The organism is Microbulbifer variabilis ATCC 700307 (genome assembly GCF_000380565.1).
In the GTDB taxonomy this organism is placed as follows: Bacteria; Pseudomonadota; Gammaproteobacteria; order Pseudomonadales; family Cellvibrionaceae; genus Microbulbifer; species Microbulbifer variabilis.
In genome coordinates this window covers 65,647-81,172 of record NZ_AQYJ01000027.1, presented here as the reverse complement: position 1 = coordinate 81,172, position 15,526 = coordinate 65,647, and the positions used below count along the sequence as shown (strand labels likewise).

The 15,526-nt window shown below is 51.8% G+C and carries 9 protein-coding genes; 8 read left to right on the top strand and 1 reads right to left on the bottom strand.

The window, feature by feature from the left end; genetic code table 11:
• The first annotated feature begins 123 nt into the window (after positions 1–123).
• Both G367_RS0113390 and G367_RS0113385 read left to right on the top strand, forming a co-directional pair.
• Positions 124–6,504, top strand: a complete 6,381-nt coding sequence (locus G367_RS0113390; protein WP_020413647.1) for a hybrid sensor histidine kinase/response regulator — start codon at positions 124–126, stop codon at positions 6,502–6,504.
• Positions 6,505–6,538: 34 nt separating this feature from the next.
• Positions 6,539–7,021 (top strand): chemotaxis protein CheW, encoded by a 483-nt coding sequence (locus G367_RS0113385; protein ID WP_020413646.1) that lies wholly within the window; start codon positions 6,539–6,541, stop codon positions 7,019–7,021.
• A gap of 117 nt (positions 7,022–7,138) precedes the next feature.
• On the opposite strand, the gene G367_RS0113380 is transcribed toward G367_RS0113385, so the two are convergent.
• Positions 7,139–9,799, bottom strand: coding sequence for a penicillin-binding protein 1A (locus tag G367_RS0113380; protein WP_020413645.1), 2,661 nt, complete (start codon positions 9,797–9,799; stop codon positions 7,139–7,141).
• 147 nt (positions 9,800–9,946) lie between these two features.
• On the opposite strand from G367_RS0113380, the gene G367_RS0113375 reads away from it, so the two are divergent.
• Genes G367_RS0113375 through aroK form a run of 6 tightly spaced genes read left to right on the top strand, consistent with a single transcriptional unit; the run spans position 9,947 to position 15,488 of the window.
• The gene (locus tag G367_RS0113375; RefSeq protein WP_020413644.1) at positions 9,947–11,023 is read left to right on the top strand and encodes a pilus assembly protein PilM; all 1,077 of its coding nucleotides are present in this window, start codon (positions 9,947–9,949) and stop codon (positions 11,021–11,023) included.
• 1 nt (position 11,024) lies between these two features.
• A complete protein-coding gene (locus G367_RS0113370) occupies positions 11,025–11,600 on the top strand; it encodes a PilN domain-containing protein (protein WP_020413643.1) in 576 nt (191 codons plus the stop codon).
• Positions 11,601–11,612: 12 nt separating this feature from the next.
• Positions 11,613–12,233: a type IV pilus inner membrane component PilO gene (locus tag G367_RS0113365; protein ID WP_020413642.1), complete on the top strand. Its 621-nt coding sequence runs from the start codon at positions 11,613–11,615 to the stop codon at positions 12,231–12,233.
• The gene (locus tag G367_RS0113360) at positions 12,230–12,760 is read left to right on the top strand and encodes a pilus assembly protein PilP (RefSeq protein ID WP_020413641.1); all 531 of its coding nucleotides are present in this window, start codon (positions 12,230–12,232) and stop codon (positions 12,758–12,760) included. Before G367_RS0113365 ends, G367_RS0113360 begins: the two co-directional genes overlap by 4 nt.
• Positions 12,760–14,967 carry a type IV pilus secretin PilQ gene (locus tag G367_RS0113355; protein WP_020413640.1) on the top strand — a complete coding sequence of 736 codons (2,208 nt, stop codon included), beginning with the start codon at positions 12,760–12,762 and terminating at the stop codon, positions 14,965–14,967. The genes G367_RS0113360 and G367_RS0113355 overlap by 1 nt, the downstream gene beginning before the upstream one ends.
• On the top strand, positions 14,964–15,488 hold the full coding sequence (gene aroK / locus G367_RS26810) for a shikimate kinase AroK (RefSeq protein WP_020413639.1): 525 nt from the start codon (positions 14,964–14,966) through the stop codon (positions 15,486–15,488). The genes G367_RS0113355 and aroK overlap by 4 nt, the downstream gene beginning before the upstream one ends.
• Positions 15,489–15,526 lie beyond the last annotated feature (38 nt).

Below are 15,526 nucleotides of genomic sequence, written 5' to 3'. Positions count from 1 at the left end.
GCACATAGGGGCGCACGGAGTACCCTCCAGATAATCGCGGATTCAGGTTCGCATCGGGGTATAGCGCCTGTGTAGAGAATGAATTATTGGGGGCTCGGCGTGAGTCACGACAATCCGAACTTCATGGCCCTGGATTGGCTGATTGGTGAAATCAACGAGACCCTGGCGCAGGCGCGCCAGTTCCTCGAGACATTTGCCACGGATCCAGAAGCGGGTGCAACACTGCTGCAGAATAGTTTGTCCCTGGTTCACCAGGTACACGGCAGCCTGCATATGGCTCAACTCAGTGGCGCAGCGATGCTCGCCGAAGAGATGGAACAACTGGTACAGGCCCTTGCCAGTGGCAGTGTTGAAAACACCGACGAAACGCGCGAATTCCTTATGCGCGCTTTGTTGGAGTTGCCGCTCTACCTTGAGAAGGTCTCTTTTCAGCGTCGTGATAACGCAGTCCTGCTGTTACCCTTACTCAATGACCTGCGTGCGGTCCGCCGTGAGCGCCTGATCACCGAGGGTGCGCTCTTCTCTCCAGACCTATCCTCCCTGGATCGTATAAGTGGCAAGCGCCAACCACTGACTGCTGATAGTGCACGTTTGCAGGAGCTTGTAACAAAGCTACGCAAAATGTATCACGTAGCAGCTGCCGGCCTGATTCGGGATGTGAACAGTGGTGAGAGTCTGGCGTACCTGAATAAAATCATTGAGAAAATGCAGCTGCTTTATAGCGGCAGTCGGCGCCAATCTCAGTGGGAGATTCTACTGGGGCTCCTGGAGGCGCTCGGCGAGCACCGCATCAATGTCCAGCCGGCCCTTCGCCATCTGTTGCGCCGTGTAGATGTGGAATTCCGATTATTGCAGGGGCGCGGTGCCAAGGTGTTGGATGCCCGCCTTGATGCGGATTTCCTGCGAAACCTTCTTTTTTATGTATACCTGGCGGGCCCAAATGGCCCGCGCTGTCAGGATTTATACCAGCGTTTTGCCTTGGATAAAGCGGTTCCGGGGACACCACGACCGGATACAGAGGACGTGCTGGCCATGGGCCCTGAGGCTCTGGGTACTGCGATCGCCGCACTGCGGGAAGAGTTGCAATTGGTTCGCGAGGCGCTGGAACCGAGTGGCGCCAGTGAGCAACCACCGTTAAGTGATACCGCTGCAGTTGCCAAGCGGATCGCAGATACCCTTGGCGTACTTGGCTTGGAGGCGCAGCGCGGCCGCGCCCGCGGCATCTATGAATATCTGCGTGATGCCTCCCGCGGCACCGATGTCGAGGAATACCTACTGCGTGCTGCCGGTGAGCTGGTACAGCTTGATTCGGCCCTTGCTGCCACTGTTGACCGCAATAAGCAGGTCGATGATGAACAGCCGATAATGGGAGATGCCACCGACTCAGTTTTGCGCGAGGCGCGCCTGGGCCTTGAGGCCGTGAAAGAGGCGGTAATGGAGTATGTCGCCAGCCATTGGGATATCAGCTATTTAAGCCGGGTACCGCAACGTCTGCAGGAAGTTTGTGGTGGTCTGGAAATGGTAGGCTACCAGCGTGCTGGTGAAATTATTGCCTGTTGTAACCGTTACATTAATAAATCCCTAATCGAGCAAGCTGAACAGCCTGAATGGCGCATGCTCGATACCCTGGCTGATGCGATAACCAGTGTCGAGTATTATCTGGAGCGCCGCTCAGAGGGGCTGGAAGATACTGAAATGCTGTTGGCGCTGGCTGAGGATAGCGTGGCCAACTTGGGCTTTGCCCTCGAAAGTCCTCAGACTGAGGCTTCGGAAGTAATTGCTCCCCAGGACGAAGCACCGCAGGCCACTGTGGAGAGTCAGGAGGGGGATGATGGCTTTAATCTGCTTGACCCCGAATTTGCCATATCCGGGGAAACTGGAAGTGAGTCAACCGATCACCATACTTTTGTACCTGAATCGGTAGAATCGGAAGCAGTTAATGAGTTGCCGGGTGGCAGCGACACTGATGAAGAAGCAACATTACCATTTGAGAGTGTTGCCGGTGGAGACGATGTTACCAAAGCGGAATCCATTTCCGTTTCTGCTCCACGCGTTGCCAAAGAAGAGCTTTCCACTACGGCTGATCAGGACGATGACAGGCTCTCAAATAATGGGGTAAATGCACAGGCTGAAGTAGCTACACAAGCGGTAGAGAATTCCGCTGTTGAGACTTCGGAAGTTGAGGCGCCCGTACCGGCAGGGGAGCAAACTAGTGTTCAACCCGTTGAGGGGCCGGCCCAAGAGTCTGCAGAACCCCAGGTATTTGTGGACGACAGCGAAAGCTTGATCGACGATGAGATCATTGAAATCTTCCTCGAAGAGGCCAGTGAAGTCCTTACCCATATAGGCAACTACTTCCCTGAGTGGGCGGCAAATTTTGCCAATACTGATGCTCTGGTGGAATTCCGACGTGGTTTCCACACCCTCAAAGGGTCCGGCCGTATGGTTGAGGCGCTGGACATCGGTGAGCTCGCCTGGTCAGTGGAGAATATGCTGAATCGGGTGATTGATGACAGCGTCACGCCTCAGCGGGCCCATGTACTCCTGATTGAGCAGGTCTTCCAAAAACTGCCCTCAATGGTTGAGGCTTTCCGCCTTGGCAAAGGGGACCCAGATCAGCCTCTTACCCTGCAATTGCAGGCTTGGGCTGAGCAGCTTAGTCAGGGGCAGATCCCTGAAGAGCTGTTGGCGTTGGATGTTGGTGAAGCCTCAACGAGCGATACTGTTGAAGATGACAACAGCGACGATCGCGCGCAGCTTTGGGAGATTTTCGCCCAGGAAGCTGAGACGCACCTCGCTGTTGTTGATGATTTCCTCATGGAAATGCGCGCAGTTGCCCCGGTATATGGAGTACCAAGCGATCCGCTCCATCGCGCGTTGCACACCCTCAAAGGCTCTGCCCACATGGCGGAAGTTAAGGTGGTTGCCGAGATGATGGCGCCGCTGGAGCGCTTTGCGAAAGAACTGCGCATTTATCAGGTGCCCATTGATGCGGATATCTTCGAGCTGATCGGTGATGGTGCCAGCTATGTTCGTCAGGTATTGGGGCAGATTCGCGCGGCCGAGCTCCTTCAGGTAGAAAAGTCTGAGCAGTTTGTTGCTCGCGTAGCGGAATTGCAGGAGCGCTCTGTAGGCCATCTGATACGTGAGCGCGAGGCCAACGAACCGAAAGCGGTAGACCCACAGTTGCTTGCGGTGCTGATGGCCGATGGCATGCGGGTTCTGTTGGATGCCGACCAGATGCTCAACCAATGGCGAGCGAATCCCACGGATAAAACTCAAGTCAACGAAGTTGCTGAAGAGCTGGACGTCCTGCAAGAGGCTGCCAGTCGTGCGCAGTTGCCCATTCTGGCCGAACTAGCACAATTGCTATTGGCTGTTTATCGCAAGGTGCTGGCCGGCAAGCTTGAGGAGGAGCCTGCACTTTGGGCTTCTCTGGAACAAGGACACAATGAGCTGCTCGACCTTGTTGATGCCGTGGCTGCAGCCCAGGATCTGCCAGAAGTGAGTGAAGCCGTTGAAGAGGCGCTGCGCTATCTGGCGGAGGACGAGGCAACTGTCGAGGCTGCGGAGGAAGACTACGATCTGAGTGAATTGGGGATAGAGCCCCAAGAGCTGGACTCTGTCGCATCCGCAGAAGAGGAGTCAGAGCAGGTAGCTATCGCTGTAGAGATTGAAGCGGAGCAACCAGTACTCGAGCCGGATGATTATGAGTCGCGGCCAACAGCTGAAGTCATTGAGCCGGACAGTAATATTGAAGTGGCTGAGCCCCAAGCAGAAGAGGCCCAGGAACCCACACTGGATGACCTGTATCAGGCACTCTCCGAGACTCCAGCTGATAGTCGTGCCGATAGAGCTATCACTGAGCACCCTGATCCGGAGCTTATCGATATCCCTCAGGAACTTACAATCGCGGAGGAACCTGTAACGGCGACCTCTTTGGTTGCTGAGCCAGCTGCTATCCACAGCGAAGACCGGGTTGCGGAACAACAGCGTCTGCTGGCTGACATTGATCCCGATGTGGTTGATGTCTTTATGGAGGAGGCCGGTGATCTTACCGACGAGCTGGAAGAGTTGATCCAGAGCTGGGAGGACGTGCCAGAAAGTCACGAACAAGCGGAAGCCTTGAAGCGGGTGTTGCATACCTTTAAAGGTGGTGCGCGTATGGCTGGCTTGATGGGGCTTGGTGAAGTTGCCCACCGTTTTGAAACTGTCATTGAGGGTATGCGTGATAATACGCGCCCCACGCCAGAATTTTTTGCCGATGCTCACCGTATCCACGATCGAATAGCTGACGGGGTTGAAACCATACGCGCCTGGATGGTGGGTGAGCAGCTGGAAGCTTTCGTTCAATTGCTCAGTACCGATTGGGCAGATCGACATGTTGCGTCAGCAGCTGCAGTGCAGGTTTCTGGCAGCGAAGCGCCTCTGCAGGAAATGCCCGTTGAAGCACCTCCAATCGAGGGAGAGGTAAACAACGCTGTCGAAGAGCCTATGCCGACAGTAGAGTTGCCGGGTCAGACCCCGATCGACTCATCCGACATACCTTCCCTGCTGCCGGAGCCAGTGGAAAACCCGGAAGGCGGGAACGTATTGCCGTTTATTCGCAAGTCCAGCACTACCAATACAGAGGTTGCGACTCCTACTCGTAACCAACCCCAGGAAATGGTACGTGTTGCCGCTGAGCTTCTGGAAGAGCTGGTTAACCTTGCCGGTGAGACTGCTATTTCACGTGGTCGCCTCGAAGAGCAGATGAGTGAGTTCGGCCTGGCCCTGGACGAGATGGATGCAACTCTGTTGCGCCTCAATGAACAGCTGCGCCGTCTGGACCGGGAAACCGAAGCACAAATTCTCTTCCGCCAGGAGCAGTTGGCGGAACAAGATGGTGACTTTGACCCACTGGAAATGGACCGCTACTCATCTATTCAACAGCTGTCCCGCTCTCTATTGGAGTCTACCTCTGACTTGATGGAACTGCGCTCAACGCTTGATAACAAAGCGCGTGATACAGAGACTTTGTTGTTGCAACAGTCACGGGTGAATACCGAGCTGCAGGAAGGCCTGATGCGCAGCCGCATGGTGCCTTTCTCCCGTCTGGTACCGCGTTTGCGTCGTATTGTGCGTCAGGTGAGTGCCGAGCTTGGCAAGCAGGTTGAGCTCGTTTTCTCCAACGTGGAGGGTGAGCTGGATAGATCCATGCTCGAGCGTATGGTTGCGCCACTTGAACATATGTTACGCAACGCCGTGGACCACGGTATCGAGATGCCGGGAGAACGTCTTGCAGCTGGTAAAGCAGAGCGCGGTCGTATCGATGTAGCCCTGGCGCGAGAAGGTAGCGAAGTGGTTTTGACCATTCGCGATGATGGCGCCGGAGTTAACTTAATCAGGGTGCGGGAGAAGGCCGTCGAGAATGGCTTGATGCGCCCGGATGCTGAGCTGTCCAATAACGAGATACTGCAGTTTATCTTGCAGGCGGGGTTTACTACTGCAGAAAAGGTAACCCAGATTTCCGGTCGAGGTGTGGGGATGGACGTAGTTTCCGCCGAACTCAAGCAGATCGGTGGCAGTGTACATATCAACTCCGAAGCAGGTGCCGGAACTGAGTTTGTCGTGCGGTTGCCGTTTACGGTATCTGTTAACCGCGCCTTGATGGTAAAAATCGGTGAGGACTTATTCGCCCTACCGCTGAATACTATCGAGGGTATTGTGCGTCTCAGCCCTTTTGAGCTGGAGCATTACTACCGTTCCGAGGATGCGCGCTTTGAGTACGCCGGTGAACTTTATGAAGTGAACTACTTCGGTACCCTACTGAAGTCCGGTGCCCAGCCCAAACTCAGTGTTGACGATATGCAGCTGCCAGTTTTGCTGGTGCGTTCAGAAGGGCACGCCATGGCTTTGCAGGTTGACGCTATCCGCGGCAGCCGGGAGATTGTGGTGAAGAGCCTGGGGCCACAATTTGCGGGGGTTCAGGGAGTTTCTGGAGCTACAGTAACCGGTGATGGCACCGTGGTTGTGATTCTCGATGCACATGCCCTGCTGCGCCGCCAGGCAACTCAGCTCGCTCGCCCGGAAATGCCACAGTTGCAGCTGCAGGCTGAGCCTAAGCCCGAACCGGAAGATCGCCAGCAAACAGTGATGGTGGTGGACGACTCCGTGACGGTACGTAAGGTAACCTCGCGTTTCCTTGAGCGCGAGGGTTATTTGGTAAGTACCGCCAAAGATGGCCAGGATGCGGTGATCCAGCTTCAAGACAAGATTCCCGATTTGATTCTGCTGGATATAGAAATGCCACGTATGGATGGTTTTGAGGTTGCGCGCCATATCCGCTCCAGCAGTCGCTTAAGGGATATCCCTATCGTGATGATTACCTCGCGTACCGGTAGCAAGCACCGGGATCATGCCATGTCGCTAGGGGTAAACCATTACCTGGGCAAACCATACCAGGAAGATGTTTTACTTGAGGCAATCCGTGAATACGCAGGTGCTTCAGCTGTTGGCAGCTGAAGCGGCCTCGAAGACTATAGACAAGAGATAGGCAATGAGTGAAGTTGAAGCACTGTCAGTAGATGTTCCGCAGGAAGTGAGCAGTTTGTTGTTGCCCCTGCAACAGGGACAGATGCTGGTGCCCGTAGAAAGCCTCTCTGAGGTCATTGCGATACAGACCCCTGTGGCTGTGTACGACGCCCCCGAGTGGTATCTCGGAGACTTAATCTGGCGTGAGCAGAGGTTGCCACTGCTGTCTTTTGATGTGATGCGCGGTGAATCTCTCAGTAGCACTTCTGAAAATGGACGTATTGCGGTGCTAAGCAGTGGTAACCCTGATGGTGACCTGCCGTATTTTGCGCTCATTCTGCAGGGGACTCCTCGACTGGTACGGGTGACTCCAGAAGAGCTGGCTCTGCGTGAGCATACATTGAATCCTGGTGAGTTGATGCACGTGGCACTTTCCGGTGAAGAAGCTGTGATCCCCGATCTACAGGGACTGGAGCGGGCCTGTCTTAAGTACTGTGAGATGGACTGAGGCTACTCCCAAATAGTGCGATATCTTTTTGGATAGAGTGTTAAAAAAGGGGCCATTAGGCCCCTTTTTATTTTTGTAATTGGCAAATGCCCCTTCATATTTGCCGAAGCAAATCTACTAGAATAGTTCCTCCGGCAGGGATTCTCTCGGTTGTTCCCGTCCGGGCATATCCCGATCTTCATCCGTATAGCGGTTGCGATAGGGGTTGTAGACCTCGCGGCTGGGCACCCGATTGGTGCGGAAAATTTCGAACATGCCGCCATAGGAAGTACGCAGGCCGTTCTCCGGGTTGATGCGTACGGTCTCAATGTCGTCGGGCTGGGCCAAATGACGCTCCGGCAATCCCTCCAGCGCGGCCGTCATAAAGTCTATCCAGATAGGTAGGGCTGCAGAGCCACCGTATTCATTTTTGCCCAGTTCGCCATAGGAGTCGAAGCCGACCCAAGCGCTGGTGGCCAGGTAGGGGCTGTAGCCCGAGAACCAGGCATCGCGGGGTCCGTTGGTAGTTCCGGTTTTACCAGCGATATCCCCGCGCTTCATGGCGAGTGCACGGCGGCCGGTGCCTTTCTTGATCACATCCTTGAGGATGGAATCCATGATGTACGCTGTCTCTGGTGACATGGCACGCGGCGCCAGTGGCCTTGCCTGGGATTTTGTCGGGTCCATAGGGCCGACAGGAAGAACCTCTAGTTCTGGGGGCGTCTCGCCTTGATCTGGCCCTTCCCCTTCCTGTTGCAACACTGCCAGATCCACAGGTTCCCGATTAAAACCCTGGGGTTCGTTGCCGGGCTCTGGACAGTCGTTACAAACGGTGAGCGGTAAAGCTTGGTAGAGCATTTTGCCATTAACATCCAGCACTCGGTCCACCAGGTAGGGTTCCACCCGATAACCGCCGTTGGCGAAGGCGGCATAGCCACGAACCATTTCTAATGGAGTCAGAGCCGAGCTGCCGAGCGCGATAGTCAGGTTGCGTGCCAGCTTGCTGCGCTCAAAGCCGAAGCCCTCCACAAAGCCCAAGGCATAGTCCAGTCCCAGAGCCTGCAGCAGGCGAATGGAGACCATATTGCGTGACTTGTAGAGTGCCATACGCAATCTGGTTGGGCCTAAGAATGTGCCGCCATCATTTTCGGGGCGCCATACATCTTGAAGGTTGGTTTCCTCAAAAATAATCGGGGCATCATTGATCATGCTGGCGGCAGTGTAGCCCCGCTCGATAGCCGATGCGTAGATAAAGGGTTTAAAGCTCGAACCCGGCTGACGTGCCGCCTGGGTTACCCGGTTGAAGTGACTTTGGCGGAAGTCATAACCGCCCACCAATGCGCGTATTGCGCCATCCTCAGGGGCGATGGAAACCAAGGCTCCCTGGGCGGCGGGTACCTGGGTCAGCTCCCACTCTTCGGTGACCTGGGGATCCTGGGGATCGGGACCCTCTTCTTCAGGACTGGCGAAAGGATCGGGTTGAGGCACTTCTTCCGCCACGCTCACAGTTTGAACTGCAGCTTGGTCCTCATCAGTTTTATCAATTTCAATGCGGCGTAACCGAACGACGTCACCGGGGGCAAACATTTTGTCTGCGGACTGCAAAAGTGGTCCGCGAGCACTTTCGGAGATATAGGGGCGAATGGATTTAAGTCCATTCTCCCAGGGAACCTCTACAACCCGGCGATCCCGTAACTGAACCTGTAGTAGCTTGGGCTTTACTGCCGTTACTACCCCTGGCTCAAGCCCTCCCAGGACTGGTATTTCATTGAGAAGATCGATCAACTGGTCGCTATCGTGCAGCAGCTCAGGTGGTAGGCGTTGCTCGGGACCACGATAGCCATGGCGTGAATCATAGGTTTCCAGGCCATGCTGAAGGGCTTTGCGCGCTTCGTCCTGGAGGCGGCTATCGACAGTAGTGATGACTTGGTAGCCATCTGTATATGCGCTGTCACCAAATAGCTCCACCGCTTCCTTGCGTGCCATCTCGGCAATATAGGGGGCATCCAGGTCCAGGTCGCGGCTATGGTAGCTGGCGGTCACAGGAGCGGTAATGGAGTGTTTGTATTCATCCTGGTCGATATAGTCGAGATCGAGCATGCGTTTCAAAATCCAATTACGCCGCACCAGGGCACGGGTCGGATTGGCAATTGGATTGAATGTGGAGGGCGCCTTGGGAAGGCCCGCCATCATGGCCCACTGGGCCAGGTTCAGGTCTTTGATATCGCGGCCGTAGTACACATGAGCGGCGGCCTGGAAGCCGTAGGCGCGGTTACCCAGGAAAATTTTGTTGATATATAAGGCGAGAATTTCATCTTTGCTGAGTTCGCGCTCAATCTGTAAAGATAGCAGAATCTCATTAAACTTACGTACGAAGCGCTGTTCCCGGCTCAGGAAGAAGTTGCGCGCCACCTGCATGGTCAGGGTACTACCGCCCGATTGAATTGAACCGGTTCGAATTAGTTGTGAAGCCGCGCGGATCAAGCCTTTGATTGAAACACCATTGTGAGAGTAAAAACTCGCATCCTCGGCAGCTAAAACCGCTTTGATAAAAGGCTCTGGCGTCTGCTCAATGGTAATCGGGTTACGTCGTTTCTCCCCGAACTCCCCAATAAGCTTCATATCCTGTGAATAGACTCGCAGGGGAGTCTGCAGGCGAATGTCGCGCAGACTCTCAACGGAGGGCAGCCCGGGCTTTAAGTAAAGATAAATGCTGGCGAGAGTCATGGCTGCGCCGGCCGTCCCGGCGAGACAGAGCCAGAGCAGTGCTAGTAGACGATTTCGGGCTTTTACGGTCATGAAACTGCTTCTGTGTACTTCATTTGTAAGATTCGGTGAATAATTATACGAATATTGTGCGCTATTACCTATGCAAATGCTGGTTGAAGCGGTAATTTAAAGTGCTATAACATCAAACTTTCATAACCCACGGAAAAGATAAGAAAAATGGGGATTTTCCCTTTTCTGGATAAAGGCCCGAAGGCCATGCTGGGACTCGATATTAGCTCGACTGCAGTGAAGTTGCTGGAGCTAAGTCGCAATGGTGATAAATATCGTGTCGAAAGTTACGCCGTGGAACCTCTTCCACCCAATGCGGTGGTAGATAAGAACATCAATGATGTTGGAGCCACAGCCGAAGCTATTCGCAAGGTGGTGCGCCGGTCCAAGACTCGTCTGCGTCGTGCCGCAGTAGCCGTTTCCGGCTCGGCAGTAATCACAAAGACTCTCGAAATGCCCGCAGATCTCTCCGATGAAGATCTGGAGGCGCGTATAGCTCTCGAAGCTGATCAGTACATCCCCTACCCACTTGAAGAGGTGAGTCTGGATTTTGAGGTGCAGGGGCCATCTGAAAAGGGTGAGGATCAGGTGGAAGTTCTGCTTGCGGCTTGTCGCAGTGAAAATATTGAGCAGCGAATTTCTGCTCTCAGCGAAGCGGAGTTGGAAGCGGGTGTTGTCGATGTGGAGGCTTATGCCATCGAGCGAACTTATACCCTGTTGGAAGATCAATTTCCGCCTCAGGAGCAAATGGTTGTCGCTGTAGTGGACATTGGTGCCACCATGAGTGCTTTGTCAGTTCTTGTTGACGGCAAGACTGTTTACACACGTGAACAGCTTTTCGGTGGCCGCCAGCTTACTGATGAAATCCAGCGCCGTTATGGTCTGTCTGCCGAGGAAGCCTCATTGGCCAAGCACCAGGGAGGCAGCGGATTGCCGGATGATTATTACGCTGAGGTACTGGAACCTTTCCGCGATGCTGTCATTCAGCAGGTTACTCGCTCACTGCAATTCTTTTACTCCTCCACCTCATATAGTGATCTGGATTACATTCTGCTCAGCGGTGGCGTCGCAGCAATGGAGGGGTTATCCGAGTTAGTTGGTGAGAAATTGGGTAAACCCACACTAGTCGCTGATCCTTTCCATGGGATGAGCCTCTCCTCGCGAATAAATCGCCAGTCTCTGGCCAATGAGGCACCTGCGTTGATGATTGCCGCAGGGTTAGCGATGCGGGAGAAGGAGTACTGATATGGCCAAAATAAACCTGCTACCCTGGCGCCAGGAGTATCGAGCTAAGAAGCAAAAGGACTTTCAACAAGTAGCTTTGCTAGTGGTAATTGCTGCAGCGCTATTAGTGTTTGCATGGATAGAGACTGTGGACGAACAAGTTTCAAACCAAAATGCGCGTAACCAGCTTCTTCAGGAGAAAATCAGTGCGCTAAATAAACAGGTGCGTGAAATTAAAGATTTGAAGAAACGGCGCCAGGAGCTCATTGATCGCATGCGGGTGATCCAGGAACTGCAGGGGAATAGACCTCTAGCTGTGCGCTATTTTGATGAATTGGTCCAAGCGACCCCAGAGGGGCTCTGGTTAAATTCTCTCCAGCGGAAGGGAAATAGCCTGGAAATATCTGGAATCGCTGAATCCAATAACCGGGTTTCTTCTTTTATGCGAAACCTGGATCAGTCTGATTGGTATGACTCCCCAAATCTTACTGGCGTCACTGCGAGCCCAGCTTTTGGCGAGCAAGCCAGCGCTTTTCAATTGGCGGTAAATCTCAGTGGACGAAAAAAAGAGAATGAACACGTCGATGAAGCAAATTAAAGGATCCTGATCATGGCATTGGGGGATACGTTAAAACAGCTTGAAAATCTGGATATCAATGATATTGATTTTAGCCGTGTTGGAGTTTGGCCCTTACCTGGGCGTGTTGCTCTACTAGTGATCATTACGGCAATTATAATTGGTCTCGGTTATTATTTTTGGGTTGGTGATTTATATAGCAGGCTGGATATTGCCGCTAAAAAAGAGCAGGACCTTTTTACTCAGTTTGAAAAGAAACAATTTGAAGCTGCGAACTTGGATGCTTATAGGGAACAGCTGGTAGAAATGGAGGAGACTTTCGGTGCTCTTCTTAAGCAGCTACCGAAAGATACTGAGGTCCCAGGTCTGTTAGAGGATATAGATGAGTATGGTCGTGGCAGTGGTTTAACTATTGAAAAAGTTGCTCTGCAAGACGAATTGGTAGGCGAATTTTATGTGGAGCTGCCAATTAGAATCCAGGTTCATGGTGGCTATCATGAATTTGGCTCTTTTATTAGTGGTATTGCGGGCATGCCGCGAATCGTGACTCTACATGACTTTAATATTTCAGCGAGCCGTGACAGTGGTGGTTTGCTCAATATGGTGATTAATGCCAAAACATATCGTTATAAAGACCAAGGGGATGAGGAATGATAAGACTTTCCATCCTTGTTATCGCGTTCGTTACAGTGTCAGGCTGTAGTTTGAATGCAGACCATTCAGATTTAACAGAAAGAATGGCTGAGGTTGAAAGAAGACCCCAGGGGCAGATAGAGCCAATTCCGACGTTTACTCCTTACAGCCCATATGTATACAGCGCTGCGGCACTGAGAAGCCCGTTTACAAGGCCCATATTGGAGTCAGAGCAACGCTTAGTGGGACGAAAACTGGATATTGCCCCCGATATGAGCCGTCGTCGCGAGTTGCTTGAAGGTTTCAACTTTGACGCTCTTTCTATGGTGGGTACTTTGTCACGGGATGGCCAACTATGGGGGCTGATAGATGATGGTGCCGGAGGTATTCATCGAGTGACGATAGGAAATTATCTTGGGAAAAATCACGGCCGAGTGGTCAATGCTAATGCCGATCAGCTCGATGTATTGGAAATTGTACCTGATGGCACTGGTGGCTGGATTGAGAGGCCGCGGGCACTGACGTTGGAAGAAAAGGACAACGGATAATGATTAAAAAGCAACTTGCCAAGTTTTTAGCTCCGTTTCAACTATTATTGCTCGCTTTATCGGTACTTCCAGCTGCTTTACAGGCTCAAATAAATCAGCTTAATGATATCCAGTTTTCTGAGCTGCCTGGTAGCAGGGTGCAATTACGTTTAACGTTTACCGATGTACCCCCTGAGCCAACTGGATATACGATTGAGCAGCCAGCACGAATTGTGATGGATCTTGCTGGTGTAGAGAGTTCTCTGCCACAAAAGAAGTATTCTCTCGGAATAGGCGGGGCTCGAAGCGCAGTAATTGTCTCGAGTGAAGATCGAACCCGCTTGATAGTTAACCTGGACCAGCTTCCGGCTTATACCAGTGAGGTTAAAGGTAATCAGCTAGTCTTGGAGATTGGTGCCGGTTCGGTTGAGCAGGCAACGGTAGTCGCTCCCTCTGACACAATGACTCATGATAGCGGCCTTAGTATTGGAGGTGAAAAGCAGTTTCGCACTTCAGGCTCTATTGCGATTAACAATGTTGATTTTCGCCGCGGAGAAGAAGGGGAGGGCAAAGTAATAGTCAGCCTTTCTGACCCAGCAGTAAATATTGATGTAGAGCGTACCAAAGGAAAGATTTATCTAACTTTTCTGGGGGCGAAATTACCTGAGTCATTGCGTCAACGCCTTGACGTCACTGATTTTGCTACAGTGGTAAATTCAATCGTTGTTGACTACGATGGACAAAATACAGTTATAGCTGTTGACCCTACCGACGTTGATTATGATTATCTCGCCTACCAGGCAGATACGGAATATGTGCTCAGTGTTAAGCCTCTCACCGCTGAGGAGATAAAGGAGAAGGAAAAAGAGTTTCAGTTTAGTGGTAAAAAGTTATCGCTGAACTTCCAGGATATTGAAGTGCGATCTGTCCTTCAGATAATTGCCGATTTCACGGGACTGAATCTTGTAGCAAGCGATACAGTTGAGGGAAGAATTACCCTGCGACTTGATGGAGTACCTTGGGATCAAGCATTGGCTTTGATTTTGAAAGCAAAAGGTCTGGATAAGCGTCAGGAGGGCAGCGTGATCATGGTTGCGCCTGCCGCTGAGATTGCTGAGCGGGAGCGCCAAGAGCTTGAAACCCGCAAACAGCTTCAAGAACTGGCTCCATTATTAACTGAATATATCCGTGTCCGCTATGCTGATGCTGGAGAAATATTCACTTTATTTTCAGGGAAAGATAGCGATAGCTCCGGACAAGGTGGATTTGCTGGTGGAAATAGCCGGGATGTCAATAAAGCGAGTATTTTGTCACCTCGCGGTAGCGCAATTGTAGACGAGAGAACAAACACAATTATTCTGACGGATACGGAAGATAAAATTGCACAGTTTCGGGAGTTGATAGAGGTTATTGATATCCCAATCCGCCAGGTGATGATTGAAGCGCGCCTTGTTACAGCTAATAGTGACTTTGCCAGTGAATTGGGCGTTCAATGGAATTATGTTGGCGCTGATGAAATTAATGATAGTACTTCGGGAATTGGCGCTGGGGGGCACTTGCCTCTTGATGAGGATGATGATGTAGGAATTGTCAATGGAGTTTTGACTGGCTCACCAAATGTATTGGACCCCTTAATGGTGGACCTTGGTGCGCCAAATGCGGTGGGAAGTTTGGCCTATGCTATCTTGAAGGACAATTTTTACCTGGGGCTCGAGCTGTCAGCTATGGAAGATGTGGGTAAGGCTGAAATAGTTTCCCAGCCTAAAGTTGTTACAGGGGATAAGCAGGAAGCAACGATTCAATCTGGTGTGGAAATCCCTTACCAGGAAAGAACCTCTTCAGGTGCCGCATCTATAACTTTTAGAGAAGCCGTATTGGAACTTACGGTACTTCCGCAAATTACCCCAGATAACAATATTATTATGGCACTAAATATCAAACAGAATAGTGTTGGTGAATTGATTGAAGTAACTGATTTTGCATCAATACCCTCAATTAATGTTAATAACCTGTCAACTAAAGTATTAGTGCGAAATGGTGAGACTATTGTCTTAGGTGGGATATTCGAAAGTAATATCCTTGAAAGTGAAACTAAAGTGCCTTTATTGGGGGATATTCCTTATTTAGGTAACCTATTCAAGAGAAGCGTTCGAACTGATGATAAGAGAGAGCTTCTCATGTTTATCACTCCTCGAATTATGGAAGATGAGAATTTTTACTCTAAGTGATTAACCGTTCCATATTTTTGGTCGGCCCCATGGGGGCCGGCAAATCTACCATCGGCAAATTGCTTGCTGCACAATTACAGCTGCCGTTTGCCGATACCGATAAGGTGCTGGAAGAGCGTACCGGTGCCGACATTCCCTGGATTTTTGATGTAGAAGGGGAGGCGGGTTTTCGACGCCGTGAAAGTGAAGTACTCGAAGAACTATGCCATGGAGAGTGTCAGATTATCGGTACTGGTGGCGGAATAGTGCTGTTGGAAGAGAACCGCCGGCAGTTGCAAAAGTACGGCCTTGTTGTCTATCTGCAGGCCAGTGTGGATCAGTTATTCGAACGTACCTCAAAAAACAGCAACCGACCGCTTCTACGGGTTCCGGACCCACGTGCGCGTATTGAGGAAATATTGCACGAGCGCGAACCTCTCTATCGTGAAGTGGCAGATGTTATTTGCGATACTGATAACCTGACACCCAAGCAGGCTGTAGCGCTGGTGGTTGAACGATTGCAGAACACCCTCTCCCAATAACCTCCCTGGACTCTGTGCTAAAGTGCCTCTCATTTACT

What these genes read in the sequence shown, in the direction of transcription:
- G367_RS0113360 (WP_020413641.1), top strand. Translation starts at nt 12,230, where the DNA reads ATGATAAGACTTTCCATCCTTGTTATCGCGTTCGTTACAGTGTCAGGC.
- G367_RS0113355 (WP_020413640.1), top strand. Translation starts at nt 12,760, where the DNA reads ATGATTAAAAAGCAACTTGCCAAGTTTTTAGCTCCGTTTCAACTATTA.
- G367_RS0113375 (WP_020413644.1), top strand. Translation starts at nt 9,947, where the DNA reads ATGGGGATTTTCCCTTTTCTGGATAAAGGCCCGAAGGCCATGCTGGGA.
- G367_RS0113390 (WP_020413647.1), top strand. Translation starts at nt 124, where the DNA reads ATGGCCCTGGATTGGCTGATTGGTGAAATCAACGAGACCCTGGCGCAG.
- G367_RS0113385 (WP_020413646.1), top strand. Translation starts at nt 6,539, where the DNA reads ATGAGTGAAGTTGAAGCACTGTCAGTAGATGTTCCGCAGGAAGTGAGC.
- G367_RS0113365 (WP_020413642.1), top strand. Translation starts at nt 11,613, where the DNA reads ATGGCATTGGGGGATACGTTAAAACAGCTTGAAAATCTGGATATCAAT.
- G367_RS0113370 (WP_020413643.1), top strand. Translation starts at nt 11,025, where the DNA reads ATGGCCAAAATAAACCTGCTACCCTGGCGCCAGGAGTATCGAGCTAAG.
- G367_RS0113380 (WP_020413645.1), bottom strand. Translation starts at nt 9,799, where the DNA reads ATGACCGTAAAAGCCCGAAATCGTCTACTAGCACTGCTCTGGCTCTGT.